This window comes from Paracoccus sp. PAR01 (assembly GCF_014851995.1).
In the GTDB taxonomy this organism is placed as follows: domain Bacteria; phylum Pseudomonadota; class Alphaproteobacteria; order Rhodobacterales; family Rhodobacteraceae; genus Paracoccus; species Paracoccus litorisediminis.
Genome location: NZ_JACVAW010000011.1, coordinates 72346 through 93252 on the forward strand (window position 1 = coordinate 72346; position 20907 = coordinate 93252).

A 20907-nucleotide genomic window follows, 5' to 3' on the forward strand; every position below is an offset into this window, starting at 1 on the left:
TCGCACTTATCCTCCCTATCCTCCCTATCCTCCCCAAACGTCCCCTAACCCCTTGTTTCTGCCGCATCCGCCCCCGCGCCCCTTATCCTCCCCATCCTCCCCGCAGGGAGGATCATCCTCCCTGATCGCCGCGCCCAAAGAAGAGGTGCGGAGATCCGGCGATACCGAAACCCGCGATCAGCCGTTGCGCCCGCCGCGCCACGTCACCCGGCCCTCGATGTCGGTCGGCAGTTCGCGCCTGAACAGGTCGCTGAAGCGGATGCCGTCATAGCGCATGACGCCCTGACTCTTGCGATCGGCAAAGCCCTTGCCGCTGACCGCGCTGCGCCATGTCCGGGATTTTTCCTTGAGCCGCAGACTGATGGTGCGTTCCTTCCACTGACCTTCCCCGCGCTGGTCCATCCAATAGTTGAAGGCCAGCACCAGGTCCTTGGTCGGCACAGAGTCGGCCGAGTCTCCGGTGACGACGCAGGCGCTATCCAGAAACAGCCCGATCGGGTCAGACTGTTCGCGATATTCCTTGGTAGCGTCCAGCACGGCCGCAGGTTCGCGCAAGCCGCCTTCGAGATAGGACAGCAGTCCCGCGATCATCCAGTTCAGGATGCCCGACCGCTCGGCCCACAGCTTCTCGCCCAGGGCGGGATCACGCTCCGCCTTCGGGATCTGGACGTCGAAGGGCACCAGCAGCACCCGCCGCCAGATACCATCGTCCAAACCACGGATATCGGGCTTGTGGTTGCCGCTGATGGTCAGCTTGAACAGCGGATGGAATTCGAAGAAGTCCTTGTTCAACGCCCGAACCAGAATCGGCTCGCCGCCGGTCAGTTCCTTGATCAGGCCCTCCTGCAGCTTTTCGCCCTCCTCCGGTTCCGAGGCGCGCACCATCCGTGCCCCGACCAGCGGGATCAGGTCGGGCGTGGCCTCACCGCCCCCGCGACGATTGCGGCCGGTCAGGGACTCGATCTTCGCCGTGCTGGCATAATCGCCCATGATCCGGGCGATCAGATCGACCAGCACGGATTTGCCGTTGCCGCCGCCGCCGTAGAAGAAGCACAGCTTCTGCTCTCCGGTCAGGGCCGTCATCGACAGGCCAATCCAACGCTGCAGGAAGGCCCGCATTTCCGTTTGCGGCTGGATCCGGGTCAGGAATTTCTCAAACGCTGGCGCGCGGGCATCCGGGTCATAATCCACCGGCATCATCTTGGTCATCAGCAACTCGCGCGCATGCGCCAGCAGTGTTACCTTGGATTCAGGTCCGAAACCCATGTCACCGGTCGGATCGACGCTGAAGCGCAGCACACCTGAGGCGCAGTTCACGTCCAACCCCTCGGCATCCAGCACGGCCAGATAGCGGGCCAGATCAACAGCCCCCTCAGTCATAGCCGCCTGTATCCGGGCGGTATTGCCCGAGGTGCGGGCGAATCCGCGATGATCCTTGCGCTTACTGGTCAGCACCTTGCCGAGATTGTCGATATCGGCCAGCCGCGGGTTCAGGGCCGACCGCTCAGTGCGGGCGGCATCGGCCTCATCGCCGCCGCGGGCAATGATCTCATCGAGCTCGCCGGCGCGGCGGCGCAGATCCCGGCCCTCGCCCAACTTGCGCATCTGCCATTCCTCCAGCACGAGATGCGGGATTTCCTGCTCGATCAAGCCGCCCAGCCGTTGCGCGCGGCGGCGCACGGCGATCTCGTCGGCATCCTGTTCCCAGCGCTGCCCGGTCCAGACGAACCAGCCGACACGCGGCACCCAGATCACGTCATCGCCGAAATGGCGCACGAAACGCTGGCCATTGCCGTGATCATTCAGCGGAAGCTCGGCGCAATCACGGGGAGCTTGCGGGATATCGGGCGCGTCGGGATCAGGGGGTGCGGGGGATCCGAAATCGGCGGGCGGATCGAAGCGGCCTGAATCGTCGTCCTGATCGGCATCATCGAAACCATCCGCCAATCCCTCGGGCAGATCGATATCCTCGGCATTCCCCATCACAGCCCGCAGTTGCGCCAGCGGGTCATCATCGCTGCGGTCAGTCATCATGTTTTCCCATCAAGATGTCATTGAGGTCCCTGCCCTTCCCGGCATGGACGATGGCGCCGGTGAGGCCGGGCCGTTTCAGCATGGCACGGCGCAAACCGGCCTTGAGCTTCGCAGTTGTCAGATCGGGATCGCTGTCGCCGTCCTGGACAAAGATCAGCCGCCGCACCCAAGCGGGCGGCAGCCACGCATCCGCATCCCCCATGTCGGGCAGGCCGGCAAATTTCAGGCCGGGGCCGCGCTGCATACGACCCGCCATATTGCCCAGATCGACCCCGCACCAATAGGCAGCGGCCTGCGGGCCGGGTTCCGCGACCAGCGCCGAAAGCGTCGTTTCCACCCCCTCGGCCACGACCATCGCGAGCGCGCCCCGTGGCCTCAGGAAGCGGATCGCACCACCCTTCTTGGACCCCAACACCTTTTTGGAGGGCAGGGTCTCACCGGGCTTGCGCGGGTCAGGCAGAACCAGTTTGCCCTTGGGCTGATCCAGATCCAGCCATGTGCGATGCACCGCCGTCACCCGGCCCGAGGCATCGACCACGGCGCAGATCATGGCCGGGCCAACATGGATTACATCCCACTGGCCGGGACGATCTGCGGGGATGGTGTAGCGCGCAGCAGGATCAAAGCGGACGCATTGCGACAGAACAGGATATCGGTCCCGGCCTATGCCCCGGCGTGCCAGATAATCGCGCACCAGCGTGTTCTCTGCCGGCCCGGCCGCAAACCAGATGTCACGCGCCGAGCTGATCGAGGCCTCGCGATGGCGGCGGGCAATCTCGTCCTGCTGGCGCTGGTTGGCTGCGGCCTTGCGCCGGCGCTCGGCGCGATCGGCATCCGACAAGCCCTCAGCCGGGCCGCAAAGCCAATTCAGCGCCGCGCGGAAGTCCATGGTCAAGACATGCTGCACCAAGGCGATCTGATCACCCTTGGCGTTTGGTCCGCATTGCTTGCGGCACAGGAACTGTCCCGTCCGCAGGTTGATGCCGAAGCGGTCGCCCCCGCCGCATTGCGGGCAGGGCCCGACCAACTCACCCCCGGCGCGTACCAGACCGGTCAGTTCAAGCCGCGCAATGACATCTGTCATCGGCAGAGCTTTTGCCTCGGTCAAACGGTGATCATGGTTCACGATGCACCTACCCCATGCCAACAAAAAGGACGCGACGAGATGGAGCAGAAGCTAAGCGACGACGACGACGACGCGAAAATGGCTGACGACATCGACACATTAAATAGCCTGAACCGTCGCAACAGACGCGCGACCAGCGCTCTGGAGATTGCCGTGCTCACGCTGGTGGACACGCTTGAAAACATGTTTCCGGGCACGCGCGAACGTGTCGTCGCGGACATGTGCGTGGCTGCGGAAAGAGAAAGGGCGTTCATGCGCTATCTGCAAAGCGCAAGCGACGAAGGCGACCCGACCGACAAGGACATCGCGCGCGAACTGATGGCACTTGAGGATCTAATAACCAAACTGGAGAATCCCTGATCGGTAGCGGGCCAACCCTCATGCCCCACCACTCCGGACATGATCCCAGCCATCGGCCAGCCGCTGCCAGTCCCATGCATTCATTACGCGCCAAGCACAGTCATGCAGCCCGCCATAATAGCCGGGTGCCACGGTGCGAAAGGCCACGAACTGCTCGGCCGCGATGATCAGCGGCGCGAGACGCGGCTGATTGCGCGAGACCCGCCGCACCACGTCGCGTAAGATGCCAACCACGACCTCGAGGTCAGTGCGATCGGTCAACGCCGGGCGCGACAGCACCGACAGCGCCGAAATCATCACCCGATCATGCGCCGTGAGGCGAAGCGTGCCGCTCATGGCTCACACCGGGAGGCATTCGCCGCTGCCAGCAATGTGGCCGCCAACTGCCCGATCGGGCGAAAGTTGCCGCATGGTTTTGGGGACGCGGCTTCGACCGAGGCTGAGGCTGCAGTGATCGCTGGCTTCACGTGCTCAAGCTCCATGATCTCATAGGCGTATCGACGGGGGGTGACTTCGGAATGGCCTGCCCGGCGGGCAGCTTTGCCATGATCGAGCTCGCAGTTAAGGTGAGTCGCGATGCAGTATTGCTTTGGTAGCCCTCGCGGCGCGTGCCATGCTGCTCGTTCAGCGCGAGGAGGATCACATGTTGAAGTTCGAACAGATCCGCGACCTTGACGACATTCCCGACGATATGGCGTGTCTTGAGGTGTTTTCGAACGGCACAATCACCGTCCGTTATAGCTTTGAAGCTTCCGGCGGAACGAAGCCCGCAGCGGATCGAGAGCAACGTTATGTCAGCCCCCTTCGATGGCATCACTGCCGGCGTGGGGCCTATCTCCACCACGGGGCCAAGTGGAACCCTCGCTGGGGCGAGCTAATCCCACGGGCCTCATGAATTTCGGGCGAATATGCGCCGGCAACCTTTTTGAGGCACACTCGGCTCATCCAGATGGAAAGGTGAAACGAATGAGCGTCCCTGAAAATCTTCTGAGGTTGCAGCTGCCTAAACCCGCCCATCGCGATCCAGAAGGCGTACGTGTCTCCTATCACCTCAGCGTCCTGCAGAAGCAGAACGAACAACTGCAACGGCAGGTCAATGACATGACCGAGGTGGTGAACTGGCTCCTAGGTGAAGCCAGAAAGCGAGACGTTACCCAAGTCCAGTGGATCCGCTGAAGGCGGGTTCCGCGCGGCTTGCTGGTGAATTTCGGAAGGCGGCCCGCACGGCACGGAGGTGGCCGGGGTCAGCCTTCCCCGCTCGGGGAGGATCGAGCGGATGGTAATGGAAAGACCGCCGGATCAGTGCATAATCCGGCAATGTAGCTCTTGACTACATATGTAGCTATGCGCTACATATGGCCATGAAACAGATCACCTACACCAAAGCAGCCCTGAAAGCCCTGACGCGGATGCCGCGCAATATGGCTGACCGCGTCCGTGAGAAGATCGCCGAATACGCAGCCGATCCGGCATCGCAGGCGAACAACGTGAAGGTGCTGAAAGGCCGTGAGGGCATCCGGCTTCGGGTGGGTGACTGGCGTGTTATCATGGACGACCAAGGCAATGTGCTGGCCGTTCTGGAAATTGGCCCGCGCGGCGGGATTTATGACTGATAGGAGGCGAACATGAACGAGATGATCACGATCACCCGCGAAGAATATGACCGCCTGCGCGAAGCGGCGGAAGACCTTGCCGACCTGCAGGCCTATGACCGCGCCAAGGCGGCACTGGATGCGGGCGAAGAAAGCTACCCCGCAGATGTGGTCAACCGCATCGTGGACGGCGAGAACCCGATCAAGGTGCTGCGCGAGTTTCGCGGCCTGACCCAGATGGCCCTGGCCGAAGCATCCGGCGTCAACCGGGTGCAGCTGGTGACCATCGAGCAAGGTAAGCGCACCGGTTCGATTGCGACCCTGAAACGGATTGCCGAAGCCTTGTCCGTCGATCTCGACATGATCGCCTGATAAAGAAAACCCCGCGCCGATTGCTCGGGCGGCGCCGTATCGAGAGATCATGACGAAAAACCAATACGCCCGGACAGGCTGCCTGCCGTCCGGGCGCAATTGTGGTGACGGCAAGATGTCAACAAAGGCGGGGGGCAGTCAATGACTTTATGCACCTACCCGTTTCGAGCCGCAACACGGCGGCCTAGATCGGCTTACCTGAACGTCTCACATCCGGGCCATCACTCGCCATAAGGAAGCATTATCATGGACGTATAAACTGGCTTTCTGGACCTTGGACTCGGCTAGATTTGCGACCTTCCAGAACGGATACTGGCGGGGAGATCGTGGTTATACCACCGGATGGTTTTTGCAGGGAATTATGATGCGGATTATCGGAGTGGTCGCTGGTGCTACCTTGGCGCTTGGCACGAGCAGTGTTTTGGCTGGTGACACTTTCAAGAGCGGCAATGAGCTCCATGAACAGTGCCAAGATCATACTTCCCCTGCGGCCACGATCTATGTGATGGGGGTGTGGGATGCCTACAGCGCCTTGGAGGAACTGGAAGGCTTTGAGACAGGTATTTGCCCTCCCAAAGGGGTAAGTATGGGGCAGATGGAAGATATCGTCTGCACCTGGTTGCTGCAACATCCCGAGGATCGGCACCACGCGGCCTCTTCTCTGGCACTGAACGCTCTCCACCAGTCCTTCCCCTGCGCCAACTGACCTGCCCCAATAACGAAGATCGCATAGCCCGCTCTCTTCTGCGGGGATCGAAGGCCGGAAGCACTCAATCGCGCGATCCATGAAGACGGCTATGTGGCGGCCGGCATCTGTTTACCCTCCGTGACATAATGGGCGGTTTTCCGGGCGAGGCTCATGCCCCCGCCCTTCCGCGACCTTCCACGGCTCCACCGCTGGCATGCCGGCGGTGATCTCAATCGTGTGCAGCCGCCGCCAGCCCAACTCATATGCGAGGTGCAAAAGCGCCTCGCACCAATCGTGGTACTTCTGCCGCTTGTCGCTGATGGTACTCTCAAAGCCGGTATAGATGACCGGGCAGAACTTCCCTTTGACCTCGCGCCTTTCGCGCTTGCGGGTCTTCCAGCGATAGACGCTGCCCTTGTCGCTGACCTCCCAGCCGCTGGGGATGCATGCCGGGCGGTCCCACTTTCCCCAATCCTCGGATCGGTCGCCGCGCGCCAACTCGGCGACCCTCGTCGCCAATTTGCGCGTGATCACGCCCTGAAAGGTCAAATACTCCAAAGCGCCCACGATGATTTGCGCGTCCGCATGGGGATCGTAGCTGCCGCTGCCGTGGATCAGCACTCCACCCAACTCTTGCATCCGCATCCCGCGCCAAAGCGGATCAATGCCTTCGCGATCGAATTGGTGGGTGCCGTATTGATCGAAGTCCAACTGGGCCTTCTCGACCGAGAAAGCCCAGAACAGCGCAGCTTTGATCGACATGCGGCGCAGAACTGGCTGATGGATCACTGGCCCCTCATCATCTGCTTGAGCTTCTGCTTGCTGACGTGCCTCTCGGATTGCTTCGCAACCTTGGCCCATTCCCGGCGCTCTTGGCGCCTACGCTTGCTTTCGGGGCTCGGCTTGGCAGCCCCGCCCCTGATGGGATCGCTGAAATCAAGCATCAGCGGCCTCCGCCTTTGCGGCGTCGGTGCGGTACTTCAGCGCGGCCAGCAGCCATTTCTGGCCGTCGATGGTCAGCACCCCTTTCGGCGTCTTGATCTCGGGCAAGAGGAAGCTTTGCCACCGGGCGATGATCTGCTCCTCGGTCCAGCCGGTATCTGCGGCGAGGGCGTCGATTGCCATGCCCCGCGCCAGATGCGTCGCGATCAGGCGATCCTGCGCCGGGGTGAAATCTGCGGGCAGCGATTCCAGATGGGTGACAAGGCGTTGCTCGGCCTTGTTCAGCCCGGCCCAAGCCTTGGGGCGGTCGAGTTGGTCGATATCGCTCCGGCTCGCTGTGCGGGTCGCTGGCTGTCCTTTCGGCTTTTCGGCGGCAGAGGGGGTGGCGGCTGGGGCGGCTGGCACCACTGAGCGCGGGTCTGCGTCGGACTCCGTCACGGTCGCGGCGGGTGGGTCGGCGGGAACCTCGACGCGGACAGCTTCGCCTTTGATGAACTCGCGGGGCGGCGCTATCTTGATTTCCATAAGGTCCCAGTCAGCTGCCGACCCCAGATCCTCGGCGGGCGCTTCGCCCGGCATGAACTGCGAGGCCTGAACAGCAACCCAAGCCTCACCCGTCAGGGCCTGCATCTCGGTCAGCGCGGCGCTGAGGCGCTGCCGTGCATCGGCCTCGTCCCTCATGGACTTGGCTTGCAAGTCCAGCATCTCAGCGGTCAGGGGAAATTGAAAACTCATGCCGTCAGGCTCCTTGTCGTGTTTCGGTTTTGATGAGGGATTGGGATTGGCGACTGCAGGTCATACCGCCACCCCGACCTTGCGAAGCTCGGCTGCAGTGACCAGCCCCAGCGCGATCATGCGCCGCGCAGTCGTCGCGTTGATGGCCGAGGCGCAGTAGCTGTGCCCTGCCTTGACCGCCTCGGCCCAATGGCGGGCGACGGCATCCCGATCGGCGGCAACCGCAGGCGCAGCAGCCTCGGCCCCCTGCCCGGCTACAGCGACCCGCCAGCCGCCACGGGCCAGCCAGTTCGCGGCTTTCATCGGATAGCCACGCCCGACCTCCCGGCTCCCGGCATAGGCCTTGGCCGCTGCCACCAACGCCGGGCCATCGATCTCACCCGAGGCCAGAACCTTGGCAAAAGCTTTGCGGGCTGCATCGGGTTCGATCTGGCTGGGGAAGGCAGACCAGAATTCATCGAAATGAATATCCACCCCACCAGCCCCCACTCCCCGCAAAGGGGTAGGGGGTTGGTTTAAGGATGGTTCAAGGACGGTTAGGGGTTCACCCTGAACCGGGTGGGGGTTCACCCTGATACCGGTGGGGGTTCGTGGTGAACCGGGTTCACCCTGAACCGGGTTCACTGTGATACCGGTATCGCGTTGAACTGCCCCGATGCGGCGGCCATCCTTCCACTTCGGCAGTGCCAAAACCGCTTCAAGGTTCATGTCGTAAACGATGGTGTGGCCGTTCGCGCAGGCGCGGGTTTCGCCTGTCTCACGGATAAGCCCGCGCTCAAGAAGCGCCTTCACTTCGCGCTTGACCGTGGGCAGGCTCAGCTCCGTTTCAGCCGCAATCGTGGCCTTTGAACAGAACACACCTTCGCCGCCTGCGCTGGCCTTGTCGGCCATGTTCAGAAGCACGGCCTTTGCTGCCGCGCTGCCGACGATGCGACTGGAAACTAGGGTGATTACTTCGTGGCTCATTCGTCGGTGGCCTCATCCCCGACGATGCGGTCGCGCAGATCGCGATAGTCATTCTGCTGCCAGCCGCTGAAAGCGCGCGGGCACGGCCCGACCTCGACCAGCGTTTCGTTCCGTTCGCCCCAGATTTTCACCGTGCGAACGTCCGCAACCTGACTGTCGTCTCGCCACGCGATGCGGTTCATTCCGTCGCACAAGTTTTTGCAAAGATTGTCGAAATCCGGCTTTGACGTGTGCAGTGTGCCGAGCGCCTCGCGCTGGCGCTTCTTGCTCCAGCTCTTAGGGATCTCGAACACGGCGACAATCTGGACCCGGACGGGCCCCTCGATCGGCGCCGGGATCGCCTGCCCCGCGTAATGCGCGACGGACACCTCAGCCTCGGCGTTGCCGGGCGCGTTGAAGGTGATCGAGCGGCCGAGCTTCGGGCTGTAGCCAGCACGCGGGCGGCGCTTGGCGTAGGGCTTGCCGGGGATGGTGAAGCGATAGACGGTCATACCTGCAGCCTCCCTAGGGCCGTTGCCAGCCTCTGCCGCCAGCTCTGCGTTGCGATCGACTTGGGCGCGCGGCAAGGGCACTCACCCAGCGGGACGCGCGCGCCGTGCAACTCCGAGACAGGAAAGCGGATCTCAACCATATCGCCGTCGAGCCGCACGGCTGCGGTTTGGGTATTGGGGCTGCCGCTCATGTCAGGCCCTCGATGCCCGTTCGAGGATAGAGACGAGGGCCGCGCGCGATGCCGTCATGGCGGCCAAAGCGTCGTCGATTTCCTTGATCGCCTGGACAATGTCGCCGGCGCAGTTGGACTGCTCGGCCGCGAGGATGCTTGCGACCGCCTCCCCGCTTTCGCGCGAGATAGACGCCGCTTGCGCGATGGAGCTGGTGTTGGGGATCGTGCCCGAGATGGCGGCCTGCACGCGGACCTGGTCCATCAGCCGCGTGACCGGATAGGCGCCAAGCGCCGCCTCCATTGCCGCAACGTCCAGTACGCTCCAGTCGAGCGACCCGCTCAGCTTGCGGCTGATGGTGCCCTTGCTCACGCTTGCGCCAAACCGGGCGTTGATGGTCTCGGCGGCGGCGTCGAGGCAACCAAAGCGGGCAACCATTGACCGCATGTGCGCCGCCAAAATCAGTTTGAATTCAGACAACTGAAACCTCGTTTTCTTGATGGCCGCCCGGTCTCGTGAAACATCTGAATCATAAAAAAACGGCTGGGCCTTCTGGGGTGGTGGGAGCAGCTGGGGAAGCTGCGAAAAGTTGGGGTCAGGACTGCGACGGGTCCAATGGGTTGGGGTAGGAGAAAAGCTTTGCGAGATCGGGACGGACGGACTCGACCGGAACACCAAGGGCATCCGCGAAATCCTGAGCGCGATCGGGGCCGATCTGGCGCTTCCCGCTCTCGATCAGGCTGAGCATGGTGCGCGATATTTTTGCTTTCGCGCAGATTTGAGACCGCGACAGCCCATTGTTGACGATGTGTTCGGTGATGTTCATGCCAGTAATTTACACTATGTAAATTTTACATCAAGTGAATTTTTACTTTGAGTTTATGGATTGGAGAGGGAAACTGATGCAGTTCGAAGGCATGAAATTTCGCCTCAAAGAACTCCGCGACGCCCATGGCCTGACCCAAGAACAGATGGCCGAGCGGCTCGACATTTCGACCGGGCTCTACAACGGCCTCGAAAACGGCAAACGCCGAATGAATGCTGATTACATTGAGGCTGCTGCTGAGGTTTTCGGCATTCGGCCATCAAGCCTGATCGTCGACGCTCCGTGCCCGATCGCCGTTGCCGGCCGCGTCGGCGCGGGCGCCCAGGTTCCCCTGGTCGACGCTTATGCGAAGGGTGACGGCCTGTTCCATGTCGCCGCGCCGGAACCGCTGCTGCGCCACGGGCCACCCAAAGGCATCGTCGCGGTTGAGGTCGAGGGCGACAGCATGTCCCCGATGTATCAGCCCGGCGACGTCCTGTTTTACACCCGCTGCACGCATGAAGGCGTCCCCGATGAGGATGTCGGCCGACCGTGCATTGTCGAGGATGCTAACGGTATGGTCTGGGTCAAGCAGGTGAAACGCGGCGATGAGCCTGGTCTGTTTCATCTGATCTCGCTGAACCCGGCCTCCGAGACGCGGCATAACGTGCGGATCAAATGGGCCGCGCGGGTTAAGTTGGCCCTGCCGGCGGAGCTGGTGGAGCGGGTTTAGGTGAGGAACTGATATGTCGGTAATGGCGTGCGCCGAATGCGGATCTTATGTGCCGTCTGCGCAAATGGAATCCGGGGTGTGCCGATCTTGCATAAAGCGGGCAGCAGCAAGCGCCTCGGAGGATGAACGCGATGCCGAGATCTTCGCGAAAAATAGCCGATCGGCGCAGGCTCAGCAGGAAGATCAAGACAGCCTGAACCGCATCATCCTGACAACCGAACACTCCTCCAATTTGAAGATCGCTGAGAGGATAGACATCATCACCGCTGAGTGCGTTATCGGGATGCATGTCTTCAAAGACCTGATGGCAGGCGCGCGCGACCTGTTTGGCGGGCGCAGCGCCACGATTCAAAAGGGCCTCAAAGAGGCTCGCACGACAGCCCTTACCGAGCTTCGTCGAGAGGCCCGCAATGTTGGGGCTGACGCGGTGGTTGGCGTGAACCTAAGCTACAATGAGATTTCAACCGGGTCGACCATGCTGATGGTCGTCGCGACTGGCACCGCAGTCAGGCTCGCAACTGCCGGCTGGGATCAATGACGGATCGCGCATGACCGCGGAGGAGCCCGAGCAGATCGCCGCTGCCGCACGTGTCATCCTCGGGATACTGCGCCTTCAGACCGAGATGCCTGGCTCAATCACGAGTGATGACCTGCCGGACTTCGTCCTGATGGCCGCCGACGAACGGGAAAAGCACGGAGACTTCGGTGCGGCGCGGCTGCTGGAAGAGTGGGCTGATATGCTCGCGCGACCGCTGAAGGAGTGGGATTGAGGCGGATTGAGGGACACTAGATTACTCCCCAAAACCGATGATTAGCCTCGCCCCGGCGGGGCTTTTTGCGGCCTGCGGGGCAATCACGGCAAGCTGCAAATAGCACCGGGAGCAATATTTACATAATGTGAAATTTTGACTTGATCGTAAATTTACAATATGTAAAGTTAACCCATCGCCGGTGCGAAGAGGCCTTCGCTGATCCACCGGACGCCCGATGGAGTAAGCACATTGCATCAACCCCGTTTTACTGCGACGCCCGCCCCGATCCCGGTCTATGACGCCTGCCCGGCCGACGCGGCCCCCGGCTTTGGCTACATCGCCCCCGACCCAATCCCGTCCCTGCGCAGGATCATCATCGCCGTCGCCATCGTTATCGCCGCGGTGAACTGGGGCGGCCACATCGCGTCCATGCTGTTCCGGGCCATCGGGGGTGCTCTGTGATGGGCCGCGTTCTGAATGCCGTCGGCAACGCGCTCGTGCTGGCCTGCATCATCGGCGCAATCGTCGTCCTGATCGGGTCGGTTGCGTATGTCGCGATCGAAGTGTTGGCCCTACCGGAAGGCGGTGACGCATGATCACCCCCGACGAAACCCGCTGCCTGAACTGCGGCAATGGCAGCCCCTGCCGCTGCGCCGAGCCGATGCCAGCCGCGCAGGTCTACGCGAAGGCCAAGGAAGGGCGGGCCTCAAGCAGCATGACCGCTGCGGAGCTTCTGACCGCCTACGATGACCTTATGAGCACAAGCCGTCTACTCACCGCGAAGGAGCGGCACGGGGTCAGCGACCTTCTTGGCGCTGCTACCTTCGCGGCGGCGGCCTATGAAACTGTGGACGGTCGTGATGGTGCGATCATAGCCATGATGCGTGCATTCCTGCTGGCCTTGGTGGATCCGATACACCCCGATCTGGACTATTTGCGCCGCGATCCTGCCGCAGCCAAAGCCGCGCGGAGTGCAGCATGACGTCCGTCCGAGATCAGGTCGCGAACTGCGCGGCCCAAGGCATGACCATGTCCGAATCCGCGCGCAAGCTGGGCATCAATCACAGCACGATCAAATACTGGCAGGAAAAGCTCGGCCTCACTTTCCGCGCCCATGTCCGCCCATCAGCGGCCAAGACCCCGCGCGTTGGCGGCAAACCGACGCTGGACCGCGCCCCTTGGGAGGAAACCGGCCCTGACGCCCGGCGCGAGACTGAGCCCCGCCACCGCCGCATGATCAGCATCCCCCGCGTGAAGGAGGCCGAACCGGCGGCTGTCGCCGTTATCCGCGCCGAGCTGCGCGCGATGAAAGAAGGTGTGGCGTGAGCGCGATGAAGATCCTGATCGGCTGCGAGACCTCGGGCGTCATGCGCCGCGCCTTCGCCGCCCGTGGGCATGACGTCTGGTCCTGCGACCTGCTGGCGGCCGAGGATGGCAGCAACCGCCACATTCGCGGCGACGTGCGCGATCTGCTTGGCGACGGCTGGGACTTGCTCGCGGTGATGCATCCGCCCTGCACCCGGCTTTGCAACAGCGGCGTGCGCTGGCTGCACACCCCGCCGCCGGGCCGCAGCCTGGACGACATGTGGGCCGAGCTTGACGAAGGGGTCGCGCTGTTCGCGACCTGCTGGCAAGCCCCGGTGCCGCGCGTGGCTGTCGAAAACCCGATCATGCACAAGCACGCGCGCGAACGGATGCCGACCGACCTGCCGAAGCCGCAGATCGTCCAGCCGTGGTGGTTCGGTGAACAGGCATTCAAGGCAACCGGATTTTACCTGCGCGGCCTGCCGGAACTGACGGCAACCGAGCGGCTGACCCCGCCGAAAGCCACGATCGAGCCCGAGCGGCACAGGGCATGGTCCGCTATCCATCGCGCCTCGCCCGGCCCCGACCGCTGGAAGATCCGCAGCAGGACATTCGAGGGCATCGCGGAAGCCTGCGCCGACCAGTGGGGCGGCTATGCCATGGACGAAATCAGGAGCGCCGCGTGATGGCCCCCTCCCACAGCTTCACACTAACAAACGGATATGAAAGGGAAGGCGATGAGAGATAAGCCTGCGATGAGCGCTATAGAGATCCGCAGGGCGGTCGCGGAATGGGCGGCACTGGGTTTCTCTATCAAAGTAGACGCCAAGACCGGATTGATCGACGTGATGCCACCGCAGGTCATGGTCAAAGAGGCAAGCGCGGTCCAACCTGTTGATCTGATTCAGTGGGGTAAGCGTTGAAGCGAGACCTGCCCGCCTATTGCTATCGCCGTGGCCGCAGCCGCCATGTCTACTTCTGCAAGCACGGCAACAACATCCGCGTCCATGCAGAGCCGGGAACGCCGGAATTTGCCGCCGAGTATGCTTTACTATTACGTGGCCGCCCCCCTGCGCCCAAGCGGACTATCAAGGGCCTTATCCAAATTTACATGGGCAGTAACCGTTGGGAGGAACTTTCTCCGAACACCCGCCGGAACTACACCCGGCATTTCCGCTTCTTCGAGGAAAAAATGCCGAGTGTAGACCCTGCAACGCTTCGCACGGTCCATGTCTATGAAATGCGGGATGCCCTCAAAGACACACCAACAGATGCAACGCGAAAGGTTGGCGCTTTAGCCACGCTATTGGCCTATGGCGTCAGGATTGGGTGGCTTGATCAAAATGTCGCCAAAGGCGTTTCGGCCCTGAAAGGCAAACGCCCACCGCGCGTCCCCTGGCCGGTTGAGATGATCGCGGCATTTCGTCATGCAGCGCCAGAGGATACTCGGCTGATCTTTGACCTGCTATTGGGGACAGGGCAGCGCATCGGTGACGTCCTAAAAATGACGTGGGCCGATTGGGATGGGGCGGGGATCAGCGTAAAGCAAAGCAAGACAGGTGCAGCGCTCTATGTACCACTCACAGCTCAACTAGCAGCAGTACTACGCACCACACCTAAGCGTGGTCTGACTATTGTCGCGCAGAGCAACGGCAACCCCGTTACCTATATGCAGGCTCACAAGTGGCTCATGAAGATCCGCAAACAGATCGGGGCTCAAGCTTGGGACATTCACGCCCTGAGGCACTCCGCGGCAAGCGAGATTGCCGGATTGCCGGGAATGTCCGCCGAGCATGTGATGGCAATCACCGGTCACAAGACTAGTGGGATGGTGATGTTGTACGCCAGAGCTGCAGCGCAGAAAGCGCGGGCGAAAGAGGCCCAGAAGGCCCGCGACGAATAGGAACATTGTTCCCTAAGTTGTTCCCCAAAAATTTTATGGATAATTAGTAATAATATACAGCATGTTAGCCGATATGGCAAAATGACGCATTACCTGCTGCCGATGCTGCCTGCGGTTGCCGTCGCCTTTGCCCCGGCACTTGCGGATGCGCGCCTGTCAATGCGGCTGGCCGCCATCCTGCCCGCATCGCTGCTGCTGGTCTTCGGAGCGATCATGCTGGGCTTTGGACCGCAAGAATGGCACGCCGCCGCCGAACCGCTTGCCCCCATGCTTCTGAGCAGCGGCCTTGTGCTTCTGGCGCTGCTGCTTGTCTGGCGCGGCGGTCCCAACGCCGCATGCGCAAGCGCGCTGATCGCCCTGTCTTTGTCGGTCCTGTTTCTGGGCAGGATGTCCGAAATCTATGATGCCGGCCCGCTGGCCCGTCGCCTTGCCCCGCATGAGGCGGCCGGGATCGGTCTGGTCAGCCGCAGCTATGCCGGGGAATTCGGCTATGCCGGGCGTCTGCGCCAGCCGGTCCAACTGTTCGACCGCCCGCAAGATGGGCTTGACTGGCTGGCCCGGTGCCCCGCGCGCATCCTGGCCATGCCGATTGCGAAGGCCCCGCAGGCCATGCCTCCGTCCGAGGTCATGACCTTCCGCGACCAGACCTATGGGCTGTGGCTTTCCCCCGACCCAAGCAAACAACAAGAAACCGAGGCGTGCAGATGACCCTTCGTTCCCTTTCCGTCGTCATTCCTTGCCACAACGAAGAAGGCGCAATCGCGGCGCTGATCGCCGAGACCTTCGCCGCGCTGTCCGACCTTAAGCTTCAGATCATCGTCGTCGATGACGGCTCCGAGGACAACACGGCTGCGCGGGTGAGCGAACTGATCGAAACCGAGCCTCGCCTGCGCCTGATCCGCCATGCGCTGTGCAGCGGTCAGTCGGCTGCTATCCGCAGCGGCGTGCAGGCGGCGCGCCACGACTGGGTGGCGACGCTGGACGGGGACGGGCAGAACCCGCCCGACCAGATCAGGGCCCTGATCGCTCGGCTGGCCTCGGCCTCGGCTGCGCGCGTCGGTCTGGTTCAGGGACAACGGCTGAAGCGCAAGGACGTGGCCAGTCGGCAGCTTGCCTCGCGTGTGGCGAATGCGCTGCGCAATGCCGTGCTGCATGACGGCGTGACCGATTCCGGTTGCGGCTTGAAGCTGTTTCGACGCGAGGCGTGGCTGGCCATGCCTTTCTTCGACCATATCCACCGCTTCACCCCCGCCCTCATCCGCCGCGAGGGTTGGGAGGTTCTGGTCTGCCCCGTGACCCACCGGGCGCGGCAAGCCGGCAGATCGAACTATTCGAACCTGCAACGCGCCCTGGTCGGCGCAATCGACCTGCTGGGCGTCGCATGGCTGATCCGCCGCAGCGGCAAGCCCAAGGCAGCACCGACCGAGGTTGAAAGCGAGGCCGCCTTTACCCTGCCCTCGGGTGCTTTGCCCGATCCAGTGTCCCACCATCAGTGACGATACCCGCGCGCGACTCCAAGCGTCAGCCTCCACTGCGAGAGCGGCGGGACAAGCGCTGTAGGTCGGCCCTTGCGCAAGAAGACGAACGGCTTGCCAAGGCCACGGCGACGCTAGCCGTGACGGTTCAGGGTACGACACCACGTGTTACCATGGCTGTCATTTTGTCGGGTGATAGCGGCTGGTGCGATCCCGCCTAGATCGTCGTGCTATATTCGGCGCGACGGATTCCCTATGGTGCTGGGAAAAGGACATGGCATCCTTGCGGCGAGCGTTTGGCACTACGTTGCACGGCTGGGTACAGGAGACATCCTCTCGTGCTCAGAAACTCACAAGCGCCCGGATTGGAAAGCAAGGAACAGAGTGATCCGCCCCTCTGCTTCCACCATACCTGTCGAGGACATGACAAGGTGAGCGAACATGAGCAACGGCAAGATCCATATCGGCATTGGCGGCTGGACCTTTGAGCCATGGCGGGGCAGCTTCTATCCCGAGGGTCTCGCGCAGAAGCGCGAGCTGGAATATGCGTCGAGCCAGCTGACCTCGATCGAGGTAAACGGCACCTATTACGGCAGCCAAAAGCCCGAGAGTTTCCAGAAATGGCATGACGAGACACCGGACGGTTTCGTCTTTTCCTTGAAAGCCCCTCGATACGCCACCAACCGCAAGGTGCTGGCCGATGCTGGCGAAACCATCGAGCGGTTCTTCAACAGCGGCGTGATGCTGCTGGGCGACAAGCTTGGCCCGATCAACTGGCAGTTCATGGCGACCAAGAAATTCGACCCCGCGGATTTCGGCGCCTTCCTGAACCTGCTGCCCGCCACGCATGAGGGGCGCGCGCTGCGCCACGCGATCGAGGTCCGGCATGACAGTTTCCGCGATCCGGAATTTCTGAACATGGCGCGCGCGCATAACGTCGCGGTGGTCATATCCGCCGATGGCGAATTTCCGCAGATCGCCGATCCCACGGCGGATTTCATCTATGCGCGGATCATGGGGACGGTCGAGGACGAGCCTTTGGGCTACAGCCCTGCGGCGCTGGACCTCTGGGCAGAACGCGCGCGCATCTGGGCCGCGGGTGGTGTGCCCGATGGGCTGGACTATGTCGGCGATCCGGCACCTTCCGGCCCGCGCGACGTCTATCTGTACGTGATCAGCGGGCATAAGGTGCGCAACCCGCATGCCGCGATGGCATTGATCGAACGGCTGCGCTGATACCTCCCGCTCGGGGATATGAAACCGATCCCCTCAAGCGCCCAGATCTCATTGACCGCACAACGCGCTTGTCACAAGATCAACGGGCCCAGGGAGAGATCAAGCGATGTGCCAGGTCTTTGCGGGACAGGATCCCGGACGATACGAAACCGTGACGCGCAGGCTGCGGCTGAACGGACAGTCCACCTCGATCCGGCTTGAGCGGGCATTCTGGCGGATACTCGACGATATTGCCGCGCGGCAGGGCCTGACGACACCCGGGTTCATCTCAAAACTGCATGCCGAGGTGCTTGAACTGCATGGCGAGGCGAAAAACTTCACCTCGCTGCTGCGCTGCGCCTGCACCATCCATCTGGGCGAGGATCACCATCTGGCCGCGACCGCCGCCGAATAGGAAAAATCGCGCGTGTAGTATGCGGTTACTACCTTACACCGGAACCCCGCCACTAGCCTTGTGACAGGACCAAGTTAAAAGGCGGAAAGCATGGCAAAATACGTCCATTCGATGATCCGGGTTCTGGACGAGGCGCGCTCGGTCGACTTCTACGCCCGCTGCTTCGGACTGAAGGTTGCCGAGCGCCTGCCCTTCGACAGCTTCACGCTTGTCTATCTGTCCAATGACGAGAGCGAGACCGAGCTGGAGCTGACCGTCAACAAGGGCGGGACCGCGCCATATGATCTGGGCGATGGCTATGGCCACGTCGCCTTTTCCGTCGAAGATCTGGACGCCGTCCATGCGCGGCTTGAGACCGAGGGCTTTGCGCCCCGCAAGCTGGTCGATTTTGCCCCCGGAGGCGAGGTCATCGCGCGGTTCTTTTTCATTGCCGATCCGGATGGGTACCAGATCGAGGTTTTGCAGCGGGGCGGCCGCTACAAGTGACCGTCGAAGGCAGCCGGAGGAGGGCTGCCCGCGACGGATAGTGAGGGAGGAGGAGAAGGATCATGTCTGAACTCAGCAAGCAGGGGCTGACCCGGCGGGCGCTGTTGTCGCGTGCGGTGGCGGCCGGGGCGCTGGCGGTTGCCGGGACGGGCTTCATCGCTGCACCCAACGCGGCATGGGCGGTCGAGGTCACCCATGTCAGCGAACATCAGATGGCGACGCTGTTGCAGATGGCGCGCGACATCTATCCCCACGACCGGATCGGCGACCGCTTCTATGCGATCGCGGTCAAATCCTATGACAGCGCGGAGCAGAAGGCAGCGGTGGCCGAAGGGATCGCGGCGCTGGACAAGGCCGCGAAAGATGCTGGTTTCGAGGATTATCTGTCCGCCGGATGGGAGGACGAGCGCGTCGCGATCCTGCGCAAGATCGAGGAAACCAAGTTCTTCCAGACCCTGCGCGGCGGGTTGGTGACGGGCCTTTATAACCAGAAAGAGGTCTGGCCGATCTTTGGCTATGAGGGCGAGTCCTTTTCGAAGGGCGGCTATATCGACCGTGGTTTCGACGCCATCGACTGGCTGTGAGCAGAGGGGATAGATCATGGCACAAGCAGCCAAATTCGAACTAAGCGACAACAGCGTCACCGTCATCGTGGGCTCGGGTTCGGGCGGCGGGGTTCTGGCGAACGAGTTGGCGCAGAAGGGCGTCAAGGTCGTCGTGCTGGAGGCCGGGGGCCGCTACCTGCCCGAGGATTACGTCAATGACGAATGGGAAAGCTTTGGCCAGTTGGCTTGGACAGACCCGCGCACCACCTCGGGCGACTGGCGGGTGGCCAAGGATTTCTCGGGGCTTCCGGCATGGATCGTGAAGGCCGTGGGCGGAACGTCGATCCATTGGGCGGGGGCATCGCTGCGCTTTCAGGACCATGAGTGGAAGGCCAAGACCAATTACGGCGCGGTCGAGGGCGCAAACCTGCTGGACTGGCCGATCGACGGCGCGGAAATGCAGCCATGGTATGACAAGGCCGAGGCAAAGCTGGGTGTGACCGGCGTGGGGGGCCGTCCGCGCCTGCCGGGCAACAGCAATTACAAGGTCTTTGAAAAGGGGGCCAAGGCGCTTGGCTACAAGGAAGTCCATACCGGCAACATGGCCATCAACAGCGTCGACTATGATGAGCGCATGTCCTGCCAGCAGACTGGCTTCTGCTTTCAGGGCTGCAAATGGGGCGCGAAATGGTCCGCCGCCTATACCGACATCCCGCGCGGCGAGGCGACCGGCAATCTGGAGGTTCGCGACCACGCCCATGCCGCGCGCATCCTGCATGACGACGCGGGCAAGGTCACCGGCGTCGAATATTTCGACAAGGACGGCAATCTGCAGATGCAGAAGGCCCGCCTTGTCTGTGTCGCGGGCAATAGTTTCGAAAGCCCGCGTCTGCTGCTGAACTCACACAGCACGATGTTCCCCAACGGGCTGGGAAACCGTTCAGGGCAGGTCGGGCGGAACTACATGCGCCACACCACGGGCTCGGTCTATGGCGTCTTTGAAAAGCCGGTGCGCATGTGGCGCGGCACGACCATGGCGGGCATCATCCGCGACGAGGCGCGCCACGATCCCACGCGCGGCTTTGTCGGCGGCTATGAGCTGGAAACCCTGAGCCTTGGCCTGCCCTTCATGGCCGCCTTTCTTGATCCCGGTGCTTGGGGGCGCGAATTCACCACCGCGCTCGACAGTTACGAAAACATGGCCGGCATGTGGATCGTGGGCGAGGACATGCCGCAGGCCGACAATCGCGTCACGCTTTCCGATACCGAGGACAGCTTCGGCCTGAAGGTGGCGAACGTGAATTTCAGCGACCATCCCAACGACATTGCCATGCGCAATCACGCCTACAAGGTCGGACAGGCGATCTATCGCGAGGTGGGCGCCACGCGCACCATGCCGACCCCGCCCTATCCCTCGACCCATAATCTGGGCACGAACCGCATGTCGGAAAAACCCGAAGACGGTGTCGTCAACAAGAACGGGCAATCCCACGATGTGGCGAACCTGTTCATCAGCGATGGCAGCCAGTTCACGACCGGCGCGGCGGAAAACCCGACCCTGACCATCGTCGCCCTTGCGATCAGGCAGGCGGATCACATCGCGCGGGAAATGGCGGCTGGGAACGTCTGACCAAGGAACTGCCGACCGCTCTGCTGCGTGGCGCGGTCGGCAGTTTTCCCTAAGGCCGGTCGCCGTCTGCGAATATCTTTGTCACCCGATTTGTCGGCATGGCAGCCATTGCCGTCGCATTTCAGAGGGACGAGCGTGCATCCGCTTCCAGCTGTCATTCAGGACC

General features: G+C 62.3%; 32 protein-coding genes. 23 read left to right on the plus strand and 9 right to left on the minus strand.

The window, feature by feature from the left end; genetic code table 11:
• Positions 1-177: 177 nt before the first annotated feature.
• Both IB235_RS16355 and IB235_RS16360 read right to left on the minus strand, forming a co-directional pair.
• A complete protein-coding gene (locus tag IB235_RS16355; protein WP_192337584.1) occupies positions 178-2031 on the minus strand; it encodes a phage/plasmid primase, P4 family in 1854 nt (617 codons plus the stop codon).
• Entirely contained in the window at positions 2024-2941 is a 918-nt protein-coding gene (locus IB235_RS16360; RefSeq protein WP_370576912.1) for a hypothetical protein, read from the minus strand. The genes IB235_RS16355 and IB235_RS16360 overlap by 8 nt, the downstream gene beginning before the upstream one ends.
• Here IB235_RS16360 and IB235_RS25185 point away from each other — a divergent pair.
• Positions 2933-3520, plus strand: coding sequence for a hypothetical protein (locus IB235_RS25185; RefSeq protein ID WP_225612393.1), 588 nt, complete (start codon positions 2933-2935; stop codon positions 3518-3520). The genes IB235_RS16360 and IB235_RS25185 overlap by 9 nt on opposite strands.
• Before the next feature lie 18 nt (positions 3521-3538).
• On the opposite strand, the gene IB235_RS16370 is transcribed toward IB235_RS25185, so the two are convergent.
• The gene (locus tag IB235_RS16370) at positions 3539-3856 is read right to left on the minus strand and encodes a hypothetical protein (RefSeq protein ID WP_225612394.1); all 318 of its coding nucleotides are present in this window, start codon (positions 3854-3856) and stop codon (positions 3539-3541) included.
• A gap of 307 nt (positions 3857-4163) precedes the next feature.
• Here IB235_RS16370 and IB235_RS16375 point away from each other — a divergent pair, with 307 nt between their 5' ends.
• The 5 genes from IB235_RS16375 (at position 4164) to IB235_RS16395 (ending at position 6190) form a co-directional block, all read left to right on the plus strand.
• Positions 4164-4415, plus strand: a complete 252-nt coding sequence (locus IB235_RS16375) for a hypothetical protein (RefSeq protein WP_192337586.1) — start codon at positions 4164-4166, stop codon at positions 4413-4415.
• A gap of 71 nt (positions 4416-4486) precedes the next feature.
• Positions 4487-4696 (plus strand): hypothetical protein, encoded by a 210-nt coding sequence (locus tag IB235_RS16380; RefSeq protein ID WP_192337587.1) that lies wholly within the window; start codon positions 4487-4489, stop codon positions 4694-4696.
• A 185-nt stretch (positions 4697-4881) separates the two neighbouring features.
• Positions 4882-5133 (plus strand): type II toxin-antitoxin system RelE/ParE family toxin, encoded by a 252-nt coding sequence (locus IB235_RS16385; RefSeq protein WP_192337588.1) that lies wholly within the window; start codon positions 4882-4884, stop codon positions 5131-5133.
• A gap of 12 nt (positions 5134-5145) precedes the next feature.
• The gene (locus IB235_RS16390) at positions 5146-5484 is read left to right on the plus strand and encodes a helix-turn-helix transcriptional regulator (protein ID WP_192337589.1); all 339 of its coding nucleotides are present in this window, start codon (positions 5146-5148) and stop codon (positions 5482-5484) included.
• A 364-nt stretch (positions 5485-5848) separates the two neighbouring features.
• Complete coding sequence (locus IB235_RS16395; protein ID WP_192337590.1) at positions 5849-6190, plus strand: Rap1a/Tai family immunity protein; 342 nt, start codon at positions 5849-5851, stop codon at positions 6188-6190.
• Between the two features lie 111 nt (positions 6191-6301).
• On the opposite strand, the gene IB235_RS16400 is transcribed toward IB235_RS16395, so the two are convergent.
• The 6 genes from IB235_RS16400 to IB235_RS16425 all read right to left on the minus strand — a co-directional run bounded on the left by IB235_RS16400 (position 6302) and on the right by IB235_RS16425 (position 10303).
• Positions 6302-7033 carry a hypothetical protein gene (locus IB235_RS16400; RefSeq protein WP_192337591.1) on the minus strand — a complete coding sequence of 244 codons (732 nt, stop codon included), beginning with the start codon at positions 7031-7033 and terminating at the stop codon, positions 6302-6304.
• A 75-nt stretch (positions 7034-7108) separates the two neighbouring features.
• Positions 7109-7849 carry a hypothetical protein gene (locus tag IB235_RS16405; protein ID WP_192337592.1) on the minus strand — a complete coding sequence of 247 codons (741 nt, stop codon included), beginning with the start codon at positions 7847-7849 and terminating at the stop codon, positions 7109-7111.
• Between the two features lie 60 nt (positions 7850-7909).
• Positions 7910-8815, minus strand: a complete 906-nt coding sequence (locus IB235_RS16410; protein ID WP_192337593.1) for a helix-turn-helix domain-containing protein — start codon at positions 8813-8815, stop codon at positions 7910-7912.
• Entirely contained in the window at positions 8812-9306 is a 495-nt protein-coding gene (locus tag IB235_RS16415) for a RusA family crossover junction endodeoxyribonuclease (protein WP_192337594.1), read from the minus strand. The genes IB235_RS16410 and IB235_RS16415 overlap by 4 nt, the downstream gene beginning before the upstream one ends.
• A gap of 192 nt (positions 9307-9498) precedes the next feature.
• Positions 9499-9957 carry a hypothetical protein gene (locus IB235_RS16420; RefSeq protein ID WP_192337595.1) on the minus strand — a complete coding sequence of 153 codons (459 nt, stop codon included), beginning with the start codon at positions 9955-9957 and terminating at the stop codon, positions 9499-9501.
• Between the two features lie 115 nt (positions 9958-10072).
• On the minus strand, positions 10073-10303 hold the full coding sequence (locus IB235_RS16425; protein WP_192337596.1) for a helix-turn-helix transcriptional regulator: 231 nt from the start codon (positions 10301-10303) through the stop codon (positions 10073-10075).
• A gap of 76 nt (positions 10304-10379) precedes the next feature.
• On the opposite strand from IB235_RS16425, the gene IB235_RS16430 reads away from it, so the two are divergent.
• From IB235_RS16430 to IB235_RS16505, 17 genes are all read left to right on the plus strand, one after another.
• Positions 10380-11015, plus strand: a complete 636-nt coding sequence (locus IB235_RS16430) for an XRE family transcriptional regulator (RefSeq protein ID WP_192337597.1) — start codon at positions 10380-10382, stop codon at positions 11013-11015.
• Between the two features lie 13 nt (positions 11016-11028).
• Complete coding sequence (locus tag IB235_RS16435; protein ID WP_225612395.1) at positions 11029-11553, plus strand: YbjQ family protein; 525 nt, start codon at positions 11029-11031, stop codon at positions 11551-11553.
• A gap of 10 nt (positions 11554-11563) precedes the next feature.
• Positions 11564-11785 (plus strand): hypothetical protein, encoded by a 222-nt coding sequence (locus IB235_RS16440; RefSeq protein WP_192337598.1) that lies wholly within the window; start codon positions 11564-11566, stop codon positions 11783-11785.
• A gap of 231 nt (positions 11786-12016) precedes the next feature.
• On the plus strand, positions 12017-12229 hold the full coding sequence (locus tag IB235_RS16445; RefSeq protein WP_192337599.1) for a hypothetical protein: 213 nt from the start codon (positions 12017-12019) through the stop codon (positions 12227-12229).
• Entirely contained in the window at positions 12229-12363 is a 135-nt protein-coding gene (locus tag IB235_RS25585) for a hypothetical protein (protein WP_255524358.1), read from the plus strand. Before IB235_RS16445 ends, IB235_RS25585 begins: the two co-directional genes overlap by 1 nt.
• Positions 12360-12749, plus strand: coding sequence for a hypothetical protein (locus IB235_RS16450; protein ID WP_192337600.1), 390 nt, complete (start codon positions 12360-12362; stop codon positions 12747-12749). The genes IB235_RS25585 and IB235_RS16450 overlap by 4 nt, the downstream gene beginning before the upstream one ends.
• Positions 12746-13093 carry a MerR family transcriptional regulator gene (locus tag IB235_RS16455; RefSeq protein ID WP_192337601.1) on the plus strand — a complete coding sequence of 116 codons (348 nt, stop codon included), beginning with the start codon at positions 12746-12748 and terminating at the stop codon, positions 13091-13093. The genes IB235_RS16450 and IB235_RS16455 overlap by 4 nt, the downstream gene beginning before the upstream one ends.
• A gap of 5 nt (positions 13094-13098) precedes the next feature.
• The gene (locus IB235_RS16460) at positions 13099-13758 is read left to right on the plus strand and encodes a hypothetical protein (protein ID WP_192337646.1); all 660 of its coding nucleotides are present in this window, start codon (positions 13099-13101) and stop codon (positions 13756-13758) included.
• Between the two features lie 51 nt (positions 13759-13809).
• Positions 13810-13995, plus strand: a complete 186-nt coding sequence (locus IB235_RS16465) for a hypothetical protein (protein ID WP_192337602.1) — start codon at positions 13810-13812, stop codon at positions 13993-13995.
• Positions 13992-14975 (plus strand): tyrosine-type recombinase/integrase, encoded by a 984-nt coding sequence (locus tag IB235_RS16470; RefSeq protein WP_192337603.1) that lies wholly within the window; start codon positions 13992-13994, stop codon positions 14973-14975. Before IB235_RS16465 ends, IB235_RS16470 begins: the two co-directional genes overlap by 4 nt.
• 81 nt (positions 14976-15056) lie before the next feature.
• Complete coding sequence (locus tag IB235_RS16475; protein ID WP_192337604.1) at positions 15057-15683, plus strand: hypothetical protein; 627 nt, start codon at positions 15057-15059, stop codon at positions 15681-15683.
• Positions 15680-16471 carry a glycosyltransferase family 2 protein gene (locus tag IB235_RS16480; protein ID WP_192337605.1) on the plus strand — a complete coding sequence of 264 codons (792 nt, stop codon included), beginning with the start codon at positions 15680-15682 and terminating at the stop codon, positions 16469-16471. Before IB235_RS16475 ends, IB235_RS16480 begins: the two co-directional genes overlap by 4 nt.
• Before the next feature lie 420 nt (positions 16472-16891).
• Complete coding sequence (locus tag IB235_RS16485; protein WP_192337606.1) at positions 16892-17686, plus strand: DUF72 domain-containing protein; 795 nt, start codon at positions 16892-16894, stop codon at positions 17684-17686.
• 106 nt (positions 17687-17792) lie between these two features.
• A complete protein-coding gene (locus IB235_RS16490) occupies positions 17793-18080 on the plus strand; it encodes a ribbon-helix-helix domain-containing protein (protein ID WP_155041739.1) in 288 nt (95 codons plus the stop codon).
• A gap of 90 nt (positions 18081-18170) precedes the next feature.
• Positions 18171-18566 (plus strand): VOC family protein, encoded by a 396-nt coding sequence (locus IB235_RS16495; RefSeq protein WP_192337607.1) that lies wholly within the window; start codon positions 18171-18173, stop codon positions 18564-18566.
• A 62-nt stretch (positions 18567-18628) separates the two neighbouring features.
• A complete protein-coding gene (locus IB235_RS16500; RefSeq protein WP_192337608.1) occupies positions 18629-19150 on the plus strand; it encodes a Twin-arginine translocation pathway signal in 522 nt (173 codons plus the stop codon).
• Between the two features lie 16 nt (positions 19151-19166).
• Positions 19167-20741, plus strand: a complete 1575-nt coding sequence (locus IB235_RS16505) for a GMC family oxidoreductase (protein ID WP_192337609.1) — start codon at positions 19167-19169, stop codon at positions 20739-20741.
• Positions 20742-20907 lie beyond the last annotated feature (166 nt).

Excerpts from the sequence above, each read along its gene's own strand:
- IB235_RS16405 (WP_192337592.1), bottom strand. The coding sequence starts at position 7,849 with ATGAGTTTTCAATTTCCCCTGACCGCTGAGATGCTGGACTTGCAAGCC.
- IB235_RS16430 (WP_192337597.1), top strand. The coding sequence starts at position 10,380 with ATGCAGTTCGAAGGCATGAAATTTCGCCTCAAAGAACTCCGCGACGCC.
- IB235_RS16390 (WP_192337589.1), top strand. The coding sequence starts at position 5,146 with ATGAACGAGATGATCACGATCACCCGCGAAGAATATGACCGCCTGCGC.
- IB235_RS16480 (WP_192337605.1), top strand. The coding sequence starts at position 15,680 with ATGACCCTTCGTTCCCTTTCCGTCGTCATTCCTTGCCACAACGAAGAA.
- IB235_RS16485 (WP_192337606.1), top strand. The coding sequence starts at position 16,892 with ATGAGCAACGGCAAGATCCATATCGGCATTGGCGGCTGGACCTTTGAG.
- IB235_RS16395 (WP_192337590.1), top strand. The coding sequence starts at position 5,849 with ATGCGGATTATCGGAGTGGTCGCTGGTGCTACCTTGGCGCTTGGCACG.
- IB235_RS25185 (WP_225612393.1), top strand. The coding sequence starts at position 2,933 with ATGCTGCACCAAGGCGATCTGATCACCCTTGGCGTTTGGTCCGCATTG.
- IB235_RS16440 (WP_192337598.1), top strand. The coding sequence starts at position 11,564 with ATGACCGCGGAGGAGCCCGAGCAGATCGCCGCTGCCGCACGTGTCATC.
- IB235_RS16500 (WP_192337608.1), top strand. The coding sequence starts at position 18,629 with ATGTCTGAACTCAGCAAGCAGGGGCTGACCCGGCGGGCGCTGTTGTCG.
- IB235_RS16505 (WP_192337609.1), top strand. The coding sequence starts at position 19,167 with ATGGCACAAGCAGCCAAATTCGAACTAAGCGACAACAGCGTCACCGTC.
- IB235_RS16355 (WP_192337584.1), bottom strand. The coding sequence starts at position 2,031 with ATGACTGACCGCAGCGATGATGACCCGCTGGCGCAACTGCGGGCTGTG.
- IB235_RS16455 (WP_192337601.1), top strand. The coding sequence starts at position 12,746 with ATGACGTCCGTCCGAGATCAGGTCGCGAACTGCGCGGCCCAAGGCATG.
- IB235_RS16385 (WP_192337588.1), top strand. The coding sequence starts at position 4,882 with ATGAAACAGATCACCTACACCAAAGCAGCCCTGAAAGCCCTGACGCGG.
- IB235_RS16415 (WP_192337594.1), bottom strand. The coding sequence starts at position 9,306 with ATGACCGTCTATCGCTTCACCATCCCCGGCAAGCCCTACGCCAAGCGC.
- IB235_RS16400 (WP_192337591.1), bottom strand. The coding sequence starts at position 7,033 with ATGGGCCAAGGTTGCGAAGCAATCCGAGAGGCACGTCAGCAAGCAGAA.
- IB235_RS16490 (WP_155041739.1), top strand. The coding sequence starts at position 17,793 with ATGTGCCAGGTCTTTGCGGGACAGGATCCCGGACGATACGAAACCGTG.
- IB235_RS16380 (WP_192337587.1), top strand. The coding sequence starts at position 4,487 with ATGAGCGTCCCTGAAAATCTTCTGAGGTTGCAGCTGCCTAAACCCGCC.
- IB235_RS16475 (WP_192337604.1), top strand. The coding sequence starts at position 15,057 with ATGACGCATTACCTGCTGCCGATGCTGCCTGCGGTTGCCGTCGCCTTT.
- IB235_RS25585 (WP_255524358.1), top strand. The coding sequence starts at position 12,229 with ATGGGCCGCGTTCTGAATGCCGTCGGCAACGCGCTCGTGCTGGCCTGC.
- IB235_RS16375 (WP_192337586.1), top strand. The coding sequence starts at position 4,164 with ATGTTGAAGTTCGAACAGATCCGCGACCTTGACGACATTCCCGACGAT.
- IB235_RS16460 (WP_192337646.1), top strand. The coding sequence starts at position 13,099 with ATGAAGATCCTGATCGGCTGCGAGACCTCGGGCGTCATGCGCCGCGCC.
- IB235_RS16435 (WP_225612395.1), top strand. The coding sequence starts at position 11,029 with ATGTCGGTAATGGCGTGCGCCGAATGCGGATCTTATGTGCCGTCTGCG.
- IB235_RS16495 (WP_192337607.1), top strand. The coding sequence starts at position 18,171 with ATGGCAAAATACGTCCATTCGATGATCCGGGTTCTGGACGAGGCGCGC.
- IB235_RS16370 (WP_225612394.1), bottom strand. The coding sequence starts at position 3,856 with ATGAGCGGCACGCTTCGCCTCACGGCGCATGATCGGGTGATGATTTCG.
- IB235_RS16425 (WP_192337596.1), bottom strand. The coding sequence starts at position 10,303 with ATGAACATCACCGAACACATCGTCAACAATGGGCTGTCGCGGTCTCAA.
- IB235_RS16450 (WP_192337600.1), top strand. The coding sequence starts at position 12,360 with ATGATCACCCCCGACGAAACCCGCTGCCTGAACTGCGGCAATGGCAGC.
- IB235_RS16410 (WP_192337593.1), bottom strand. The coding sequence starts at position 8,815 with ATGAGCCACGAAGTAATCACCCTAGTTTCCAGTCGCATCGTCGGCAGC.
- IB235_RS16465 (WP_192337602.1), top strand. The coding sequence starts at position 13,810 with ATGAGAGATAAGCCTGCGATGAGCGCTATAGAGATCCGCAGGGCGGTC.